The organism is Acidimicrobiia bacterium, from assembly GCA_012959995.1.
Classification (GTDB): Bacteria; Actinomycetota; Acidimicrobiia; order Acidimicrobiales; family MedAcidi-G1; genus MedAcidi-G2B.
Genome location: DUCC01000009.1, coordinates 1 through 18,325, shown reverse-complemented (window position 1 = coordinate 18,325; position 18,325 = coordinate 1). Strand labels below are relative to the sequence as shown.

Genomic DNA, 18,325 nt, shown 5'->3' with positions numbered 1-18,325 from the left:
CGGATTGGAATGTTTACCGTGGGCCGAAACTGCCGTGGCGAGCGCCCCAGAGCCCGGCCAAGCCCAAGCCGAAAACGGGAACCAATACTGCAGAAGCCACGGTGGTAAAAGGCCGAAACGACGCGGCGGTAAAGCCCACTACTACTTGGATGCTTAGTGCCCCCATGAGTTGGCGGCGTACCACTTGTGGGGCGCAACCGGCTAAAAAATAGAGCCCACCCACCCCGATGTTTTCGGTTCGGCTTCTTCCAACTGCTCGGGCGAAGGCCATCAGGAACGCCCCGCAGCCTGTCAAAAATAATGCAAGATTGGCCAGTAGCCCGAGGGTGCGCAACGGCCCCGAGTAGAGGACAGAAATTGCTGCCATGAGGGTGAAGCCCAGCGTGCCACCCCAAGATACTTTGATGATGCCTTGGCCGGGGTTGGCTATGGTGTTCATTTTGTTTCTCGCAGGGTCGTTTGGTCGATGCTGGCTTGTAGACGGTCGGCTAACACTTGGTAGGAGAACTCTTTTAGGGCTCGTTGCCGTGATGCTTGGCCCATGGCGGTTTGCTTTGCTGGGTCGTTCAATATTTCTATGAGGGCTGCTGCCGCTTTTTTCGGGTCGTCGGGCGGGTCTACCACCAAGCCGGTTTCGCCGTGGCTTACCGCTTCGGCCGCTCCCCCGCTTTGGCCGGCAACTTGGGGCACGCCGGCGGCGGCCGCTTCTACAAAAACAATGCCGAACCCTTCTTGTTCGAGGCCCGCCCACCGGGTACGACACAACATGGCAAACACGTCGCCGGCTCCGTAAAGACCGGGGAGCAAATCGTCGTCTACTCGGCCCAGCATTTTTACGGGGGCGTCGGTGGTTTCAATAAGTTTTTTTAATCTTTTTTCGTCTCGGCCGGTGCCCGCTATAGCCACCGTCACGTTGGGAATAGTTTTTTGAATTTCCAGCGAGGCTTTGATGAGGGTGTCCATGCCTTTGCGGGGTACCAAGCGGCTTACGCTGACTACCAGGGGGGCTGTTTCGTCTAAGCCAAGTTTTCTGCGTATTGTTCGGCGCTGCTCTTGGCTCAGTGGTTTAAAGCGTTCGGTATCTACTCCGGGGGGAATAATCACCGTGGGGAGTTCTTGTTTTGCGGCTCTTTGGGCTTCGGCGGCGGCGTATTGGCCGGCGCAGATAACCAGTGAGGCTCGGCGCAGTACCCGGGCTAGGAGTTGCCGGGTAATGGGCAGTCGGCCGGGGATGGTTACTTCTGCGCCATGGAGGACCACGGCGTAAGGAAATTTTACTCGGGGTGCGGCTAGCCCTACCGGGAGTGCGGGGTCCCAAATAATCATTTCTGCTTGGTGTTGGGCGGCCAGTTTTGCGGCCCGGCGCCGTACCCAGCGGTGAGGTAACAATACGGGTTCTTTAGACCGGGTAAGGGTGTAGTCCTGTTGGGCATCAAAGCTCTCGGTGCCGTTGTAGGGCGTGGTGTGCACGGCGACGTCCTCAGCGGGCAGACGGCGCCAGAGTTCCCACAGGTACGACTGGATACCTCCTACTTTGGGCGGGTAGTCGTTGGTGACCAGCAGATGTCGTCTCATAGCGTTGCCCGCTTGTTTATCGCCCATTGGGCGTGTTCGCACAATAAGGGGTCGTAATGGTCTCGGTAATATTCTAGGCACTGGTCAATTTGAGCGTTTTCGCCTGGGGTGTTTCCTAACACCACCAAGGCATTACGGCGAAGATATTTGGGGTCGCGTTCGGCGATGTACCAACGACCGTAACTGTCTAAAAGCTCTTGGTCGGTGGCGTTGAGTATCGCCAAGGCATCGAGGTCGGCAGTGGGGTCGCTTTTGCCTTCGCTGGTCCGCTCGGGTCGGCCTACCGGGCAGACCTCTTGGCATTCGTCGCAACCATAGATGCGGTCGCCCATCGCTTCTCGAAATTCAATAGGTATAGGCCCAGGCGCTTGCACCAGCCAGGCAATGCAGCGGCGGGCATCAACCACCCCGGGTTTCACGATGGCTCCGGTGGGGCAACCGGTGATGCACTGGTCGCAGGTGCCACAACCGTCGGGCACCAGTTCTTGGTTTACCGGTAGCGGGGCATCGGTGACTACGGAGCCTAAGACAAACCAACTGCCTCGGCCCGGTAACAATACGTTGGCATTTTTGCCGTACCAGCCCAGGCCAGCCCGCACGGCAGCGGCTCGGTCCACTAAGGCATTGTCGTCGGCCACCACCCGAGCCTGCCAGCCGGCTTGGCGTAGTTCTTCGGCGATTACCTCAAGGCCGGTTTTTAGTTCTGTGTAATGGTCGGTTCGGGCGTAGGCAGCGATGCGGGTTTGCCCAGGTTCGGCGGGGTTTAAGCGGGGGGCGGGGGTGCGTAGGGCAGCCACCACCAAGGTTTGGGCGTTTTCAAGTATCCGCTGCGGGGTGGTGGAGCGGGCCGGGTTGCGGTAGGTGAATTGCATGTTGGCCGCTAGCCCAGCGGTGCGGCGTTCTTCTAACAAAACCTTCACGTCAGAAAATGGGGTGGCAGCACAAACCCCCACGGCATCTAGACCGGCGGCAAGACCAGTCGCTTGGCAGCGTTCGGCCAAAGCAGCAAATGTTTGAGATTCCGTGTTCACCTCCTCATCGTCGCAGAAGAAGCCACCGAGTCCACCCCTCACTCCCCCACTGAGGACCTGTGAGGCACGCCCTCTATACGACTAGGGTGGCTAAATGCTTAAAAACATCTCTCTATTAATCTCTATTTTCTTGGCTTTTTCGCTGGTTGCTGGCTGTTCATCCAGTGGCGGAGAACTCGCCGCTCCCGCTACTACGACCGCTGCGCCTGATGCCGGTGTAGTCGAAACTACTGCTGTGCCCGCCACTACTGCCGCACCGGCGACTACCGCTGCACCTGCTACCACCACGTTGTCCGATGAAGATAAATTCATTAATGGCCTAGAAAATGCTGCGTTGGCAGTGGAGCAAGGCGACAATGTTTTTATTAATTGCACAGTAGAAGCAGTCGGCATAGATGCTGCGTGGTCGCTTTTAGACATGGCCCCGGACGAGTATTTAGACAATCCTCTCTCCGTAGAAGACGAGACTGCGCTCACTGCTTGCATAGATGACATCGCGGTGCGGCGAGAAACTGCTGCCCATCTTGATGCTTCTTGGGGAGCCACGGTCAGCACTTCACCGGAGTTCTTTTACGCCAGTGACGTCCCAGAATATAGTCAAAGCCTTCTTGAAGAAGCTCTGCTTGCCGCAACCGCTCTCTGGGGCAATTACGGCCCGCTTGAATATTGGGTAGCGGGCTTAGATGTCGCCGCGGCCGAGGACCTTGGTGACCAGTTCTGCGCAAAGCGCGTTGAGTTAGGAAACCTCAGCAGCGTTGCCAATTGCCTCGACTGGGACCACACCCCAAATTTCTTTGTGGAAAGAGCCATTGATTCTTCTGAGCGCATTGTCAACGGTTGGGGTGGCGGCGACGCAGGGCGAAACGGCAACCGCCAATGGGGGCTGCATCTTTACTCTTCGTCTTACCCCATTTGTTTTGCCGAACCAAGCATCTGCCCTTTTGCCGATGATCAAAAAACTGTCTTTCATGAATACTTCCATACCGTGCAGCATGCGTTTATTGCTACGGCAAATTGGGATCTTCGCGATGAGTTAATGCATCGAGAGAACATTTGGTGGAGCGAAGGCGGCGCCGAATACATGGCTCAAGTTGGGTCACAAGAAATGCGAAATTCCGGGGTATTGACCGCTTCAGAATGGGCGCCTTTACCTGAGCGTTTTGGCTGGATGATTTGGGATATTCAGGAGTGGATGAGCGACAATCCCGGTCAAAGCCCTTCAACCATTGGCTACGGCGACGACGGCCATGCTGCATATAGCTACGGCGCTTGGGCTCATGCCTATTTGGCCTTTAAGTTCAGCCCAGGCGTCTTACTTGACTCTTTTTACCCGAACTTAAACGAGTTGGGTTGGGAAGGGGCGTTTGCCAATGCTTACGGTATGAGTTCTGAAGAGTTCATTGCCGAGTTTGATGCGTTTGTCTCTCTGCCCGAAGAAACCATGCTGGAAATATTTTCTTGACCCTTACGCAAAAAGCAGCCGGGTAGGACCCCAGCGGAACTGCGATTCTGTTAATCCACCATTGAAGCAATAGTTTCACCGACTAGCAGCATCTCTTGACCTGCGCCACGGTAACTGTCGGGGCATCTCCTGTTTCCGACGAACCAACCGACATCGAAGCCGGAGGGTCTGGTACTGGCTCTGAAACTTCGCCACCAGCCGAACAAGCCCCCGCCACCAGCGAACACGCCAAGAGGGTTGAATACAGTTTTCTGCGCATAAACAGCGGCTTTACCTCGCTGATATACCCCGGTAGCGAACCGGTGGGGCCAAGCCTGTCTCGGTTAATACCCGCAGTGCTCGGGCTTCGGCCAGGTCGATCACTACCGCATCACCGGGTTCCCTGAGGCAAAGAAAGGTCACCACACAGTCTTCACAAGTTGGCGAGTTTTGTGCCGTGCAGGTGGCACAGTCAATAGTTAATGAGTTTTCGTCATGTATGTCCATGCCCCACATACTGCCTGAGGGGTGTGACAATGCGAAAAAACCCTTAATTTCAAAGGGCATTCGTTAGCAGGCGCTAGTTTCTACCAGTTTGGCAGCGGCTTTTCCGTTGTCGATGGCGTCTTGCGCTAAAGCAATGCCGGCCGTTAAATCATCGGCCAAACCGGCCACCACCAGCCCGGCGGCGGCGTTGATTACCACCATGTCGCGGCGCGGGCCCAAGTCTTCGCCGGCAAAGATCGCTCGGACAATGGCGGCGTTTTCTTTTGGCCCACCACCGCGCAAGGCATCTGGGTCGGCCAGGGCAATGCCGTAGTCCTCAGGGTTGAGCGTCCATTCGCTAATCTGGTCGTGCTGTAGTTCCAAAACTTGTGTGGGTCCGGTTACGGCTATTTCATCAACGCCAAGATCGCCGTTGACCACCCAGGTGTGTAACGACTGATTGGCCCGAAATACTTCAACGAGGCGCTCCGCTACTGCAGGTTCGGCAGTGCCAATAACTTGATGCCGCACTCGACCGGGGTGAGACAACGGCCCCAAAACATTAAAAACGGTGGGGATACCTAACCCGGCCCGGACCGGCCCGGCAAAGCGCATTGCCGGATGAAAGGTACGAGCAAAAGCAAAACCCAAACCATGTTCGGCGACCTGGGTTTCTAGTTCGGCCGGGGTTAACTCCACTTTAAAACCCAACTCGTCAAGCAGGTCAAAGGCTCCTGAGGTAGATGACGCTTTACGGTTGCCGTGCTTGCACACCGTGGCTCCGGCAGCCGCAGCCACGAAACAGGCCATAGTAGAAACGTTTAACGCTGCTTCTTGCCGGCGTTGGCCTCCCCCGGTGCCCACGATGTCGATGGTGCCTTCAGGCAGGTTCAACGGCACGGCGTTAGCGACCATAGCCCGCACCAAACCGGTGGTTTCTTCTACCGTTTCGCCTTTTATTTTGAGCGCTACTAAAAAGGCGGCGATCTGCACGGGGTCAGCCTCACCAGAAAGAATCTCGCTCAAGATGGCTTCGGTCTCATCGGCCGAAAGGGCCTCTCCCTTACAAAGGCGGCCTAAGAGCGTCGGCCATCCTCCGTGAGTTTCCAATGACTGCTTTTTATCCGTTGGCATAGTCCCTTAGGATAACTGGCGGCGTTGCCGACGGATGCGCCGGCGTTCTCGTTCGGTCGTTCCACCCCACACTCCTACGTCTTCACGGGCCGACAAAGCGAAATCTAAGCATTTTTTTTGAATAACGCACTCGCCACATACCGCCAAAGCTTGGCTCGCCGATTGGCCTTTTGTCGGGTCCGGATGAAAAATAGCGGCATCAAGCCCGCGGCAAGCCCCGGCTTGTTTCCAAACTAAAGAACCATTAGTAAAAGTAACTTGTTTCTGCATCTTGCCTGCTAGTGCTACACCCAATTTGACGGCAGCGCAAGAGGACAACGAAAACTCTTTTTCGAGCCACTTCAAATAGTTGAGCAAAACCGCCCGCGCTGTTGCGGAAACCCTCGGCTCAAGCCACACTTACCGTGATGGTGAGTCGGCCAGGTAACCGCAGCAGAGTTCGCTTTGTTGAGGAAGGTCGGGGCTCCGCAGGACAGAATGCTGGCTAACAGCCAGTCGGGGCGACCCGCAGGAAAGTGCCACAGAGAACAGACCGCCGATGGCTCGGCCCCCAGGTTCGCTTGGGAAAATGAGCACAGGTGAGGGTGAAACGGTGCGGTAAGAGCGCACCAGCGGCCAAGGCAACTTGGCTGGCTAGGCAAACCCCATTCGGAGCAAGGCCAAAGAGGGAGAGAGCGGTCCGTTCGTTGACACTCCCGGGTAGGCCGCAAAGATGGATGGTTGCCCAACCGGATACCCGCAAGGGTCCGGCAGACAGAACCCCGCCTATTGCCGACTCGCCATCACCCCAATCTTAGATTCTTGAAGTGCGGTTTTTTAACTCAACAGTTTCCGCATGGAGTAACCGGTTTCATTTACCCATTCGGGCAATTCATATTGGTAATACTTTCTGGAGGTGCAGCAATGCCCCCTTCGAGCGCTTCATCCAGCACTAAGTTCAAGGTTGAGCCGTCCAGATGAAATGGCAACGGGCGATACGCCCACATGCCCAGCCCTACCGGATAGTCCTCAAAGTAGGTGAACAGCGGTTCCCCTTCGAAAGTACTACACGACACATAAAAAGCTTCGCCCGTTACTGCTTGGCCGAGGAAAACGGTAAGCACGTCTTCAGACCCGGCCAAGTTGCTCCCGACTGGTGTTAAAGCACAGCCATACAAGAGGTAAAGCACATGGGCAAAAGGTGCATGGGGGCCGCTTGCGTCAAAAGAAGAAACCCAAATTTCCGCTCGGTCGTTTACATTGATATCGGTGATGTATCCGATTGAGAAATCGACCTCGCCAGCATCAGGTCCGAGGTCTCGCCAAAAAGTCACCCCATGGTAAGAAGAGTCAACTCGCAAATACCACCGACCGGTGTCGTTGCCATAACCAACGCTGGCGTAATCATCAATGGCATCGCCATCAATGCGTGCTGGCCAAATGGGGCCCTCGTCGTAATCTGCCGTAGGGCTTTCGTCGCCCAAGCAAGTTATAAAAATGGGAGAAATTGAAATGATGGGCGGCAGGGTGAGGGCGGGCAATACTGGAGAAATTACTCCTGGTTGGAGGTTCCCAAAGCTTGGGCCACTTCCTTCGTCTTCTGTTTCTTCTTCGTCTTCTGCTGCTTGCGCCGCGGCTTGTGCTTCAGCCAAAAGCGCAGCGGCTTCCGCTTCGGCTTCGGCGATGTCAGCTTGTTCTTGAGCGTAGGCGGCTGCCGCTTCGGCAAGTTCTGCGGCCAAAGCGGCAGTATCGGCCTCAGCTTGTGCTGCGGCTTGTGCTGCGGCGTCGCCGGTTTCTGCTAACGCCGCTGCGGCCGTTGCGTCGGCCACTGCTTGAGCGGCTGCGGCTGCGGCTGCTTGGGCTTCAGCTACTGCAGCGGCGGCCACTGCTTCGGCTTCTTCGCGTGCCACTTGGGCAACTGCTAACGCATCGGCGGCTTCTTCTAACGCTGCTACCGCATCGTTCACTGCTTCGTCTTTGTCAGCGCAAGCGCTGGCCACCAAAGCCAGGGTCAAGGCTGCCGTTAACGCTTTGAATAAATATTTTTTAGACATGTCTGCTCCGCTCATCGCTTCGTTGCTCATCGCCACACCATAGGCTGCCATCGTGGAAGTAAACGGGCACTCCTTGGGTAGTGGCGCAGATTTAGCGGGCGCTGACCTTACCGATGCTGACCTGTGTGGCGTTGACCTTTCTGATTCTTGGCTTTGTGGGGCTATGTTGAGCCGCTCGAATTTATCTGATGCTTCGTTGGTGGGCGCCGATCTTCGCAATGCGGTGTGTCGGGAAACTACTTTTGCGGATGCTGATTTGCATCACGCCAACTTGTGGTCTGCTGACTTGGCCAGTGCTCGGTTTGTGGGCGCTACTTTGAGCCGTAGTTGGCTGGGTAATACTCATTTGGTGGGTGGCGATCTTCGCTCGGCAGAACTCGGCGGAGCCTGGCTAACCGGGGCCGACTTGACCGAAGCCAAGTTGGGGGGCGCCACGCTGGCGGGGACTTCGCTTACCCGCACTTGTCTTCGTGATGCTGACCTGACGGGGGTGTTTGCCATGGGCGCCGATTTTCGTAGCGCTATTTGCACCGGCACGTCTTTTCGGGCGGCCAACTTGACGGGCAGCAACTTTCGCGGAGCTTCCCTAGTGGGTGTGGATCTTTCTTACGCCGATTTAGGTGGGGCGGATTTTTCTGATACCCAATTTGAGGACGTGCTCTTAGAAGGCATCCGTTACGACGATGCCACGCTTTGGCCTGCTGATTTCGTTCCTCCTGTTTCGGGCGGCGTAACCGACCACGAGTAGCAAAGTTTAAATTGCTCGCCTATTTAGAGCGTGTTAGTTTCTTTTTTAAGGTCTTTTTCTAAATACCGTCTACGAGGGGGCTTCCGCATGGCCAGTACCGACTTTCCGACCACTATTGAAGAGGTGACTCCTGCTTGGTTAACCCAAGTTCTGCGAGACTCTGGCGACTTATCTCATGGCGAGGTCACTGGCCTGGAAGTTGAGTTGATTGGTCAGGGGGTAGGCATTTTGGGTCTTTTGCATCGAGTCACCCCGCGTTACTCTGGCGGTGCTACATCGGCGCCGGTTTCGTTAGTGGTTAAGTTGCCGGTGCAACACGAGCACACTCGGTTTTTAGCCAAGACCTTCATGTTTTATGAAAAAGAGGTGGGTTTCTATCGGGATGCTGCCGCGGACTCTCCGTTGGGTACGCCGCGGTGTTTGGCTGCTCATTACGCTACCGATACTGACGATTTTGTTTTGGTTTTAGAAGACTTGGGTGGTTCTGAGGTTTACAGCCAAATAGATGGTTGCCCCATTACCCAAGCGGAATACGCCATCGATGCCTTAGCGGCCCATCATGTTGCTTTTTGGAATAGCCCTCGTTTTGAAACCGATTTGGCTTGGATTCCCCAAGGTTGGGACCCGCCAATGCCTCAGGGGGTTGAAGCCGGGGTGGCTGCTGCTTGGCCCATTTGTTTAGAGGTTTTTGGTGATCGTATTTCGGATCGCATTCGTGCGGTGGGTGACCGCTTTGCTTCGGTCACCACAGAACTCATGCAGTTCGCTGAAGCACCGGTCACGCTGGCCCATGGTGACTTTCGTTTAGACAACCTGTTTTTTGATGGGTCAGAGTTAACGGTTATTGATTGGCAGATTTGTGTCCGCACCACCGGGGCTTACGACTTGGGTTATTTTTTGAGCCAAAGTTTGACTGTTGAAGACCGGCGAACTCACGAAAAAGCGTTGATTGAGCGGTACCGGCGAGCTTTGGCTGCTGCGGGCATTGACTACCCTGCTGATGAACTTTGGGATCATTATCGTCGTGCGGTGTTGTTTTGCCTTTGCTACCCCATCCAGTCGGCGGGTGGTGTGGAGTTGGTGAACGAGCGTGCGGTTCAGTTGGTGAGCGACATGTTTGACCGGGTATGTGCAGCAATCGAAGACCTTGACGCCGATGAATTAATGCCCAGCCTCTAACCCGCCGGCCAAATCCGTAGATCTTAGATTCCTAGATGTAAGTGGCTGGTGTCGTTGAAGCGGCGCAGCGAGGGGCCAGCACCGATGCTGGTTATTGACGCCGTTGCCACATAACTCCGCCAGGCCACTTCATCGCCGACGCCCAGTGCCCAAGCCAGCGAAGCTTTGATGGGCGATACGTGGGTGACCACCACAATTTCTGTGGTTTGTGACGCTTCTAATAGGTCTTGTGCCGCTGCTTGTACCCGCTCCCCCACTTGTCGTAGAGATTCTCCGCCTGGGGGCGCCCAGTTCACATCGTTTCGCCATGCCGCCCAAACCTCGGGATCGATGGCGGTGAGTGGTTGGCCGTCGAATTCGCCGTAATCCATTTCTATCCAGCGTTCATCTGTTTCGATTTTTTGACCGAAGGCGGCTGCTGTTTGTTGGGTACGCAGGAGTGGGCTGGCTACTACTCGGTCAACCGAGCCCAAAGCCTGCGCTAGTTGTGTTGCTTGTTGCAGGCCTAAGGTGTCGAGCTCTGAGTTCATTCGGCCTTGGAGTTTTCCGGCCGCATTGGTAGCGGTGCGTCCGTGGCGAACAATGTGCAGCATTAGTAAATACTCAGCATCAGCGGCTCAGGCCGCTAAGCCGGCCATTTTTCCAGAGGTCTTGGCGTTTGGCGGGGTTTCCCAAACCAAAACGCTGCCAGGCCCAGCCAGCCAGTAGCAGGGCCAAGGCTTCAAAGACCCAGCCTGTTGTGCCTCGAGAGAGCTCCGGCACTTGTGCTTCGCCGAGTTTGCCCCAACCGGCAAATGGCCACCAAAAAACTTGGGTGTTGGCCCACGTACCGTCAAGCACTAGGTGAGCAAACATGCCGATGGGTACCCCCAACCAGCGACGTTGCACTAGGCGTTTCCCTCGAGCCACCAGCATGATAAAAGCCATCACCGCTACCGGTGTCACCAAGGTGTGTCCTACCCAAGGGTGCCCCAATAATCCTTCGAAGGTAGGCAACAAAGCGCCGGCCATCACCAAGCGGTAATCCAGGTTCGCGCTATCAAAAACGAGTGCCACACCTATTAGCGCCAAAACGGCGAACCAAATCACCATGGTTTAGCGCACAACAAGGCGACCGCATTCGTTGCAGTCGGACATTGTCCCTTCATCCATTCCTTTGAAGCGGTCGGCTTCCATGGCGGGCATTGTTGTGGGGCAGCCTTGGCAACTATGGCCGTCAAAACGAACAATCACGCTGGCTCCAAAAGATCGACGAAGGCCTTCATAGCGGACCAGTAAGCCCGGGTCGGTTTGTTCTGCAGCGTCGTCTCGTCTTTTTTCGGCTGCTGCTTTGTCGCCCAGGAGTTCGGCTTCGGTTTTTTGAAATACCGCCGTGGCTTGTTCGATTTCTTTTTCTTGTTCTTCCTTCGTCCGGTTCATCTCTTCAAGTTGCTCATTAAGCGGTTCGAGGATTTCCATGTATTCCAAGACTTTTTCTTCCAAGCCGTCTTGGCGTTCTTTAAGAAGGGTTATTTCGTTACTCAGGCTGCTGGCGTCTTTAGGCGAGGTAATCATGCCGCCATAGAGTTTCTGGTCAAGGTCGGCGATGCGGGCTTCTACCGCCGCTACTTCTTGTTCGTAGCGTTTTTGTCGCTGCATAGATTCAAGGCTTTCGGCGGCCAAATTTTGTTGAGCGGCCACCTGTGCCGCGTGGGCAGCTTTTAACTCCGCTAAGTGTTCGGCTTCGGGAAGATGCTCATGGCGATGCTGGAGTTGCCGAAGGTTCGTATCTTCTTCTTGCACCGCAAACAATGCTTCCATTGCCCCCATGCTAGATCAAGAGTTGGACACAAAAGCAAGAAATCTTTATTAATGCCTTGCCTGGGGCTCTTACCCCAGTTTGGTGTGGTCCCAGGAAATGGTTTTTGTGGGCTCGATAACCACTGCGGTGCGTTTCGCCGCCATGCGGGCCGCTACTTGGTCAACGAGTTCGGCGGGTACTTCGGGTTCGTTTCGTAACACCACTTCTCGAGCAAAACCTTGAACCGCCTCTTGGTCTTCGTGCAGGGTGGCGGTGCCTTGAATCATTACCCCGCGGAGGTTTTGGTATTCCAATCCGTCTTCTACCAAAACGGTGATGCGAGGGTCTCGGTGGAGGTTCACTATTTTTTGCGAACGGGTGTAAGTTTCGAAAACTATTTTGTTGTCCACTAGGGCAAACCAAAGAGTTGATAGGTGCGGTGACCCATCGGCGTTAAGCGTGGCCACCTGCAAACTTTTTTTCTCTTCAATGAAGGCGGTTTGTTCTTGGTCGCTCATGCGTATTTTGTTTCGGTGATTGTTGGCCATAAGACCACCTTAAACCACTTGGTGTTTCTGCCCAAACCCCAAACTGGGTGGGCCGCTGTTTGCTCCGCCAAGCAAATCGCCAGATAAATGGCACTTCCCGCCAAGGGGGGTAGGCGGGAAGTGCTTATGCTCACGATTTCGATTCGGGGGGGTGAATGAATCGAAACCGGAGATTGAAGGCCCCGAAAAGGTGGGACCGTTGTGTGGTTTACCGTAGCCAATAAGCGACACTTTTCATGGCTCTGGCGGTCACTAATTTAGTGACTTCTGACACTTTTTACTGGCGCCGCGATGAGAGCCCGCGGTAGGGTCAGTAGGTGACTATTTTGTCTGATGCTGATCGCCTGTCCATGCTTACCGACATGGTTGCGGCGCGTACCCAAGCGGGGCGTTTATGGAACCTGCAACGCCAAGGCCGGGTCGGCACTTTGGCCCCCATCGATGGCCATGAAGCAACTTTTGTGGGGGCGGTCCATGCCCTAGACCCTGAGGTTGATTGGTTTGTTCCCCAATACCGAGAGGCGTTGGCTTTGATGCGTTACGGTCCGGAGGTTTTGGACCGCTACTTGCTTTATAACTTGGGGCACCCTGCTGGTGGTTTTATCCCTGAACCCATCCGAGCGCTGCCTTGTCAGATTTCTTTGGCTACGCAGATTCCTCACGCGGTGGGTTTGGCGTGGGGCATGACGTTACGTGACGACCCTGGGGTGGCGCTGGTTTCGTTTGGCGATGGGTCGAGTTCAGAAGGGGATTTTTACGAAGCGGGCAATCTGGCTGGGGTGCTTAAAACGCCGGTGATTTTTCTTTGCGTGAACAATCAGTGGGCCATTTCAACTCCCAGCCGTAAACAAACGGCTGCTGATTCTTACGCCGCTAAAGCAGCTGCTTTTGGTTTTCCTGGGGTGACCGTTGACGGCACCGACCCTGAGGCTGTGCACCTTGCGGTTTCCGAGGCTCGAGATCGGGCGCGCAATGGGGGTGGCCCGACTTTGATTGAGGCCAGTTTGTACCGCCTTGGCCCGCACACGACGGCTGATGACCCTACCCTTTATGTGCCGCCCGAAGACTTAGTGGCCGCTCAAGACAACGACCCGGTAACCAAATACCGTGAACTACTGAGCAGCGAAGGGCTCTGGGACGATGCTCACCATGCAGAGGTAGCCCAATCTGCCTTAGACCTTTTTGACGCCTCCTTTGAGCGGGCGTGCCAGTGGCCGTTGAGCCCCGATGCTGTCCTGGATCACTGCTATGCCGAGGACACGCCGCGCATGGCCCGTCAGCGTGCCGCTTTGCTTGCTTCCGGAGGTCATCATGGCTGAACTGAACATGTTGCAGGCCATTAACGAGTCTTTGCATTTTGAAATGGCTCGTGATGAACGGGTGGTGGTGCTAGGCGAAGACGTCGGCCATGTGGGTGGTGTTTTTCGGGCCACCGAAGGACTGTACGAAAAGTTTGGTGAGCAGCGGGTCACCGATATGCCGTTGGCTGAGGGGGTTATTGCTGGCTCAGCGGTGGGCTTGGCTATGGCTGGTTTGGTGCCGGTTATCGAAATGCAGTTCTTGGGTTTTTCTCTCCAGGCCATGCATCAAATTGGGGGCCAAATTGCTCGCCTGCGTAATCGCTATCAGGGGCGTTTTTCTTCGTCGATTACTATTCGTTCTCCCTTCGGCGGAGGGGTGCGTACCCCAGAGTTGCATTCGGACTCTTTAGAAGCTTTATTTGCCAACATTCCCGGGTTGAAAGTGGTTTTGCCGGCCACGGCGGCCGATGCCAAAGGGTTGTTGGCTTCTGCTATTCGTGACCCCGACCCGGTCTTGTTTTTAGAACCGTTACGCGGTTACCGAGGCATCAAAGACGAGGTGCCAGACGGCGAGTATCTGGTGCCGTTGGGCAAAGCACGGGTGGCTCGGGAAGGCACCGATGTGGTAATTATTGCTTGGAGTCATCAGGTTTCTTTGGCTTGCCGTAGCGCAGACCGGTTGGCCAAAGAGGGCGCCTCGGTGCAGGTGTTGGATTTACGTTCGCTGGTGCCGCTGGATCTTGAAGCCATTGGCGATGCGGTGCGTGCTTGCGGCCGGGTGGTCGTGACCCAAGAGGCCCCTACCACTGCTGGGTTTGCGGCGGAGGTCATCGCCACCATTAACGAAGAGTGCTTTTATTCGCTTGAGGCGCCGGTAGAGCGGGTTACTGGCTACGACGTGCCTTACCCGGTGGGTTTATTAGAAGATATTTATGTGCCTGATGAGGCTCGCATTACGGCGGCGGTTCGCAAGGTGTTGGCGGCCTGATGTTTCAGTTTTTGTTGCCCGACATTGGTGAGGGCCTCGAAGAAGCCGAGATCGTTGAATGGCTGGTCGAAGTGGGCGATGTTGTGGTCCGCGACCAACCGCTCGTTGAGGTGTTGACCGATAAAGCCAGTTCGGAGTTGCCTTCACCGGTTGCCGGTCGGGTGGCTGTGTTGGGAGGCGTGGAAGGCCAACGCATTCTGGTCGGCCAGTTACTCATTGAAATCGACGACGGGGTAACGGTCAAACAAGATTTTGAAGAGCGGGAAACGTCTGCCAAGGCTCCAGCAGAAACACCGGCCGCCACTCCCCCGTCAACCTTGGGCAGCCCGCCTCCTTTCGCCGCTGCGGCACCTTCATCATCTGTTTCTCCGGGTACCCGGCCTAAAGCGGCACCGGCTACTCGAAAATTCGCTCGGGACCTTGGTGTGGATTTAACTCAGGTGCCCGGCAGTGGCCCCGGCGGGCGCATTTTGTTAGAGGATGTCCAGAGTTTTTCTACCGGTAACCAGGGGGGCGCTGCTCGCTCCCTCGACCCCGGTCTGGGCGTTATGCCCGCTGGCCGGCACCCCTTGCGGGGGGTGCGGGGTGCGATAGCTCGCAACATGGCGCAGTCTTGGAGCGAGATCCCTCATATCCATTCTCTGGATGAAATTGATGCCAGCGTCTTGCTGGGCTTTTGCCAGGAGTCAAAAGCTTCTAGCATGCCTCTGACCCCATTGGGTTTGACGATTGCTGCTTTGGCTCGGGCGTTGCGGCGTTTCCCCATGGTTAATGGGCACATTAATTCTGGGGAAGACACGCAAGAAGTAGTTATCCCTGACCACGTAAACATCGGGGTTGCGGTGGCTACCGAAACGGGGTTGGTCGTTCCGGTAATCAAAAACGCTGACCACCTGAACGTGGCAGAAATCTGTCAAGTCATTGCCGACCTGGCCCAACGGGGTCGCTCGGGCAGCCTGTCGGTGGCTGACCTTTCGGGTGGCACGTTTACCGTTACTAACTACGGGTCATTGGGTGGCCGCTGGGCTTTGCCGATTATCCCACCCGGCCAATCTGCTATTTGGGGCATGGGCCGCATTGCCGACCGGCCCCTAGTGGTCGACGGTCAGGTGGTGGCTCGGCCCGCTTTGCCCATCGTCATGGGAGCCGATCACCGACTGGTCGATGGCGACTTACTGGAAGCATTTCGCCATGAGGTCTTGGGCTATTTGGCTGATCCGCAAAAACTTCTCGCTGGGGACATTTTCTAATGGTGGTAGGTGAAGTGGCGGAAAGCCTCGACCTTTTGGTTATTGGCGGCGGCCCGGGTGGTTACGCCGCAGCGTTGCACGGGGCAAGGTTGGGCCGAACGGTTACTTTGATTGAAAAAGAACACCTCGGGGGTGTTTGTCTCAACGTGGGGTGCATTCCTTCTAAGGCGCTTTTAGAAGTTGCCGATGCCGCCGCTCTACCGGGGCGGGTTGCCGGCTGGGGAGTAGCAGCCACTACCTCTATCGACATGGCGCAGGTTCAAAGCCATTTGCAGCAAATCGTTTCTGACCTAACCGGCGGGGTGGCACAGTTGCTTAGCCAAGCGGGGGTTCAGCTTATTTCGGGCACTGCTCGTTTTAGCCGGCCGAACCGAGTGGCAGTAGAACACGGCGACTCGCTGAGTCATTTTGAGTTTGCTGATGTGATCGTGGCGACTGGTTCGCGGCCTATTGATTTACCTGACCTGCCTGTTGATGGGCAACGAGTGGTGGGTTCTACAGAATTGCTTTTTTCGAGCAAATTACCAGAAAACCTTGTTCTGGTGGGCGGCGGCTACATCGGGGTTGAGTTGGCGACGGCTTTTGCCAAGTTGGGTAGCCACGTCACCATTGTCGAAGCAGAAAAACAGTTACTTACTGGCTTTGATAAACGGGTGGCTGGTTTGGTGGCTCGGGGCTTAGAAAAACTCGGGGTGGCGCTGTTGCTTAATCACCGAGCGCAAAAGCTAGAAAGTGAAGGCCTTTTGGTTGCGGGCCCCAAGGGTTCGGTAGCGTTGCCTGCGGACAAAATCTGTGTGGTGGTGGGCCGCCGCCCCAACAGCGACACGGTAGGGCTACGAGAAGCCGGGGTGTTGATCAATAGCCAGGGGTTGGTGGATGTTGATGCCCAGCGACGGGCCGCTGACCATATTTTTGTGATTGGCGATCTGACCGAAGGCCCGGCGTTGGCGCACAAAGCAACCGCTGAAGCTGAGGTGGCCGCCGAGGTGGCTTGCGGGGGTGCCGAAGTTTTTGACCCCACGGTCATCCCCATGATTGTTTTTTCCGACCCGCAAGTTTTGTCGGTGGGGGTGGACCCAAGCCAAGCCAAAAAGCAAGGGCTTGAGTCTTTCCGTTTTCCGTTTGCGGCTTCGGGTCGGGCCCGCACAATGGGCGACAGTGAGGGGTTTGTCACCGTGGTGGCTGATGACGCCGGCACCGTAGTAGGTGTGCATGCCGTGGGTAGCCACGTGGCCGAGTTGGCTGGCGAAGCAGTTTTAGCTATCGAGATGGCGGCCGCCGTTGAGGATCTGGCCCGCACCATTCATGCTCACCCCACTTTGGGAGAAAGCATTATGGAAGCCGCACTCGGCTTAGCCGGGCGCCCGGTGCATGTTTCTCGTGTGTCCAAAAACGAGAAATCTTAGGGGCCAAAATTCTCGCGGTTCGGTTGCCTGAATGATCTTTGTGTCCCATAGTCTGAACCCATGCCTGAATCTCTGTACGAAAACCTTCCCGTGCCAGACCTTTCGCCAGATGGCCGTCGACAGGTGCGCATGGCTAAATGGACCCGCTATGGGGATGCCCAAGCCGCTTGGTTGGCCGAACATGACTTAGGGGCGCCCCCCGAGGTGCGTACTCGGTTGCACGAGTTGGTAGCCGGTGGGGCTTTTGGCTACCATTTTGAACCCGAAAACGTGTTGGGATCTTTTTCGCGTTGGACCACCCAACGGCATGGTTGGACGCCTGACCCTGAGTTAGGAATTTTGACCGAAAACGTGTTGCAAGGTATTTGGCTGGGCGTAGAGGTCTTTACCCAACCCGGCGACGGGGTAGTTATTTCAACCCCTATTTATCCGCCATTTTTAGATATCAGTCCCAGCACCGCCCGTCGCCAGGTGGAATGGCCTATGTATAGAGATGACCAGGGGTGGCATAACGATCTTGATGGGCTGGAATCTTTGCTGGCCGGCGACCCCGGTATTCGTTTAATGGTGATTTGCCATCCTCATAACCCGACCGGGGTGGTCTTTACCGAAGCCGAGCTAGCCCGCATTGTGGCTTTAGCCACCCAACACAATGTGAAGATTATTTCTGATGAAATCCACGGTGACTTAGTGCACCCTGGCGCTAAGCACATTCCGATGTTGGCCATTCCGGGCGCCGAGGCCTGCACGGTCACCTTGGCTTCCGGCGTTAAGACCTTTGGGTTTGGTGGTATTAAATGTGCGGTGGCCCAAACAGCCAACGAGAATCTTTTGGAAAACCTTCAAAGCGTCTCTGCCAAACTTTTGGGTGGGGGCGCCAACCGCATGGGGGCCGAAGCCACCGTCGCTGCTTGGGATAACGGCCAAGGTTGGTTAGATGAAATGAAACTGATCCTTGATGCTAATCGTCATTGTCTGGTTGATCGCTTGGCGGCAGAGTTGCCCCGGGTGCGGGTGCATTTGCCGCAAGCAACATTTTTGGGGTGGCTTGACTTTTCGGCTTATTCGCCAGATGAACGCACCGACAAATGGTTGCATCGTCATACCGGGATTGCTGGCCAAGATGGCGAAAACTTTGGCGCCCAAGGAACCAACCACGTGCGCTTTACCTTTGGTGTGGCCCCCGAGTTGTTAAACCAGATGATCGACCAAATGGTTGCAGGTTTACCAAAGCTTTAAAGCATCACTACTCGGCGCCTTCGCCTTCACCTTCGCCTTCGCCTTCACCTTCGCCTTCACCTTCTTCAGACGCTTCCGTGGTGGTCGTAGTAGTTGGTGGCGCTGAGGGCACTCCGTCGTGGCCTAAGCCGCGGGCATCGAGTTCTGCCACGTGAGCGGCTCGGGTGCCGCCGCCGTACCATCCGT

The 18,325-nt window shown here is 55.8% G+C and carries 19 protein-coding genes and 1 other RNA gene; 9 read left to right on the top strand and 11 right to left on the bottom strand.

Annotated features, from left to right (window positions below; genetic code table 11):
* Window positions 1-13: 13 nt before the first annotated feature.
* Genes EYQ49_01535 through queG form a run of 3 tightly spaced genes read right to left on the bottom strand, consistent with a single transcriptional unit; the run spans window position 14 to window position 2,648 of the window.
* Window positions 14-439 carry a hypothetical protein gene (locus EYQ49_01535; GenBank protein HIG24560.1) on the bottom strand — a complete coding sequence of 142 codons (426 nt, stop codon included), beginning with the start codon at window positions 437-439 and terminating at the stop codon, window positions 14-16.
* Complete coding sequence (locus tag EYQ49_01530; protein HIG24559.1) at window positions 436-1,575, bottom strand: glycosyltransferase family 1 protein; 1,140 nt, start codon at window positions 1,573-1,575, stop codon at window positions 436-438. The genes EYQ49_01535 and EYQ49_01530 overlap by 4 nt, the downstream gene beginning before the upstream one ends.
* On the bottom strand, window positions 1,572-2,648 hold the full coding sequence (gene queG / locus EYQ49_01525) for a tRNA epoxyqueuosine(34) reductase QueG (GenBank protein ID HIG24558.1): 1,077 nt from the start codon (window positions 2,646-2,648) through the stop codon (window positions 1,572-1,574). The genes EYQ49_01530 and queG overlap by 4 nt, the downstream gene beginning before the upstream one ends.
* A 52-nt stretch (window positions 2,649-2,700) precedes the next feature.
* On the opposite strand from queG, the gene EYQ49_01520 reads away from it, so the two are divergent.
* Window positions 2,701-4,068 carry a hypothetical protein gene (locus EYQ49_01520; protein ID HIG24557.1) on the top strand — a complete coding sequence of 456 codons (1,368 nt, stop codon included), beginning with the start codon at window positions 2,701-2,703 and terminating at the stop codon, window positions 4,066-4,068.
* Window positions 4,069-4,338: 270 nt separating this feature from the next.
* On the opposite strand, the gene EYQ49_01515 is transcribed toward EYQ49_01520, so the two are convergent.
* From EYQ49_01515 to EYQ49_01505, 3 genes are read right to left on the bottom strand one after another with little or no spacing between them, the layout of a single operon-like run.
* Complete coding sequence (locus EYQ49_01515) at window positions 4,339-4,563, bottom strand: hypothetical protein (GenBank protein HIG24556.1); 225 nt, start codon at window positions 4,561-4,563, stop codon at window positions 4,339-4,341.
* A gap of 54 nt (window positions 4,564-4,617) precedes the next feature.
* Window positions 4,618-5,667 carry an anthranilate phosphoribosyltransferase gene (trpD, locus tag EYQ49_01510; protein ID HIG24555.1) on the bottom strand — a complete coding sequence of 350 codons (1,050 nt, stop codon included), beginning with the start codon at window positions 5,665-5,667 and terminating at the stop codon, window positions 4,618-4,620.
* A 6-nt stretch (window positions 5,668-5,673) separates the two neighbouring features.
* Window positions 5,674-5,937, bottom strand: coding sequence for a WhiB family transcriptional regulator (locus tag EYQ49_01505; protein ID HIG24554.1), 264 nt, complete (start codon window positions 5,935-5,937; stop codon window positions 5,674-5,676).
* Window positions 5,938-6,078: 141 nt separating this feature from the next.
* Here EYQ49_01505 and rnpB point away from each other — a divergent pair.
* Window positions 6,079-6,450: RNase P RNA component class A (rnpB, locus tag EYQ49_01500), an RNA gene on the top strand.
* Window positions 6,451-6,521: 71 nt separating this feature from the next.
* On the opposite strand, the gene EYQ49_01495 is transcribed toward rnpB, so the two are convergent.
* Window positions 6,522-7,730, bottom strand: a complete 1,209-nt coding sequence (locus tag EYQ49_01495) for a hypothetical protein (protein ID HIG24553.1) — start codon at window positions 7,728-7,730, stop codon at window positions 6,522-6,524.
* A 22-nt stretch (window positions 7,731-7,752) separates the two neighbouring features.
* Here EYQ49_01495 and EYQ49_01490 point away from each other — a divergent pair, with 22 nt between their 5' ends.
* Window positions 7,753-8,448, top strand: a complete 696-nt coding sequence (locus EYQ49_01490; protein HIG24552.1) for a pentapeptide repeat-containing protein — start codon at window positions 7,753-7,755, stop codon at window positions 8,446-8,448.
* 87 nt (window positions 8,449-8,535) lie between these two features.
* Entirely contained in the window at window positions 8,536-9,627 is a 1,092-nt protein-coding gene (locus tag EYQ49_01485; GenBank protein ID HIG24551.1) for a DUF1679 domain-containing protein, read from the top strand.
* 23 nt (window positions 9,628-9,650) lie between these two features.
* Here EYQ49_01485 and EYQ49_01480 read toward each other — a convergent pair whose 3' ends face one another.
* The 4 genes from EYQ49_01480 to EYQ49_01465 form a co-directional block, all read right to left on the bottom strand.
* Window positions 9,651-10,220, bottom strand: coding sequence for a histidine phosphatase family protein (locus EYQ49_01480; GenBank protein ID HIG24550.1), 570 nt, complete (start codon window positions 10,218-10,220; stop codon window positions 9,651-9,653).
* Between the two features lie 16 nt (window positions 10,221-10,236).
* Window positions 10,237-10,683 (bottom strand): hypothetical protein, encoded by a 447-nt coding sequence (locus EYQ49_01475; protein HIG24549.1) that lies wholly within the window; start codon window positions 10,681-10,683, stop codon window positions 10,237-10,239.
* Window positions 10,684-10,722: 39 nt separating this feature from the next.
* Window positions 10,723-11,427: a hypothetical protein gene (locus tag EYQ49_01470; GenBank protein ID HIG24548.1), complete on the bottom strand. Its 705-nt coding sequence runs from the start codon at window positions 11,425-11,427 to the stop codon at window positions 10,723-10,725.
* Window positions 11,428-11,496: 69 nt separating this feature from the next.
* The gene (locus tag EYQ49_01465) at window positions 11,497-11,955 is read right to left on the bottom strand and encodes a TIGR03618 family F420-dependent PPOX class oxidoreductase (protein ID HIG24547.1); all 459 of its coding nucleotides are present in this window, start codon (window positions 11,953-11,955) and stop codon (window positions 11,497-11,499) included.
* A gap of 317 nt (window positions 11,956-12,272) precedes the next feature.
* Between EYQ49_01465 and EYQ49_01460 the strand changes: the two genes are divergently transcribed.
* Genes EYQ49_01460 through EYQ49_01440 form a run of 5 tightly spaced genes read left to right on the top strand, consistent with a single transcriptional unit; the run spans window position 12,273 to window position 18,139 of the window.
* Complete coding sequence (locus tag EYQ49_01460; GenBank protein HIG24546.1) at window positions 12,273-13,274, top strand: pyruvate dehydrogenase (acetyl-transferring) E1 component subunit alpha; 1,002 nt, start codon at window positions 12,273-12,275, stop codon at window positions 13,272-13,274.
* A complete protein-coding gene (locus EYQ49_01455) occupies window positions 13,267-14,244 on the top strand; it encodes an alpha-ketoacid dehydrogenase subunit beta (protein HIG24545.1) in 978 nt (325 codons plus the stop codon). Before EYQ49_01460 ends, EYQ49_01455 begins: the two co-directional genes overlap by 8 nt.
* Window positions 14,244-15,494 carry a 2-oxo acid dehydrogenase subunit E2 gene (locus tag EYQ49_01450; protein HIG24544.1) on the top strand — a complete coding sequence of 417 codons (1,251 nt, stop codon included), beginning with the start codon at window positions 14,244-14,246 and terminating at the stop codon, window positions 15,492-15,494. The genes EYQ49_01455 and EYQ49_01450 overlap by 1 nt, the downstream gene beginning before the upstream one ends.
* Window positions 15,494-16,900, top strand: a complete 1,407-nt coding sequence (lpdA, locus tag EYQ49_01445; GenBank protein ID HIG24543.1) for a dihydrolipoyl dehydrogenase — start codon at window positions 15,494-15,496, stop codon at window positions 16,898-16,900. Before EYQ49_01450 ends, lpdA begins: the two co-directional genes overlap by 1 nt.
* Before the next feature lie 60 nt (window positions 16,901-16,960).
* Complete coding sequence (locus EYQ49_01440; protein ID HIG24542.1) at window positions 16,961-18,139, top strand: aminotransferase class I/II-fold pyridoxal phosphate-dependent enzyme; 1,179 nt, start codon at window positions 16,961-16,963, stop codon at window positions 18,137-18,139.
* Window positions 18,140-18,325: the final 186 nt, after the last annotated feature.